At 68.7% G+C, this 827-nt stretch carries 1 protein-coding gene; it reads right to left on the reverse strand.

The annotated features are described in order from the left end of the window. Positions 1-210: 210 nt before the first annotated feature. Positions 211-579, reverse strand: coding sequence for a hypothetical protein (locus ACFWXO_RS21520; RefSeq protein WP_380525383.1), 369 nt, complete (start codon positions 577-579; stop codon positions 211-213). Positions 580-827: the final 248 nt, after the last annotated feature.

An 827-nucleotide genomic window follows, 5' to 3' on the forward strand; every position in this document is an offset into this window, starting at 1 on the left:
GTCGGTCGCCAATGCGCTGCATTGGGCTCCCTCCTCCGCCTTGCGATGCACGCACCCCAACGCCGCGCGCTGATCCGACGCGAATGGTCAGACACACCCTAGATCAACAACCCCCGGGCCGGCCCGTCCCCCGTCGAGGTGGATCGTGAACGACGGAGGGCCCCGGCGATCGGCCGGGGCCCTCCGCATCGCGCAGCCGGAGTCGCCGGGTCAGGAGACGCGCTTCAGCTGCCAGGCGTTGTTGTTGAAGCTCGGGTTCGACCAGGCGACACAGCTGCTGGTGTAGTACGAGCCGGTCTGGACCCAGCCCGCCGGCGGGTAGGTGGTGCTGCAGGCCTGGACCACGGTGCCGACGGGCAGTCCGGTGAGCTGCTTCACCTGCTTGATGTTCGGGCTGAAGCTCTGCGTACCGCAACTGCTGCTGTAACCCCAACTCACATCGACGGAGCCGGCCGGGGTGAGAGTGCTTCCGCACATGGTCGTGACGTCACCGGGGGCGGCCTGGGCGGGCGCCGCGGCCAGGGCCAACATCGCCGCGGTGCCGGCGATGGCCATACAGGTGGTACGGAGGCGAATCATGGGCGGTGGCTCCTTCTGATCGGGGGTGGCCGGTCAGGCCGTGGAGCTATTCCTATGGTTTGATCATCGGTTTCGGATAGCGACTTTCCGGCCTAAAGATCCACCGCGCAGACCTCCGCCGAAAGCCTGACTCACCCGCCCTTGAGCCTCTCCGACAACTCCTCGACGCCGTCGTGGGGGGGGGGGGGTGGGGGGTGTTCGGGCGGTCGGGGCGGGTCTGTTCGGCGGCGGCGGCGCCGTAGACGGCC

Source organism: Kitasatospora sp. NPDC059088 (assembly GCF_042738155.1).
Classification (GTDB): domain Bacteria; phylum Actinomycetota; class Actinomycetes; order Streptomycetales; family Streptomycetaceae; genus Kitasatospora.

Bases quoted from the DNA above. Each gene is read 5' to 3' on its own strand.
- ACFWXO_RS21520 (WP_380525383.1), bottom strand. From the start codon at position 579: ATGATTCGCCTCCGTACCACCTGTATGGCCATCGCCGGCACCGCGGCG.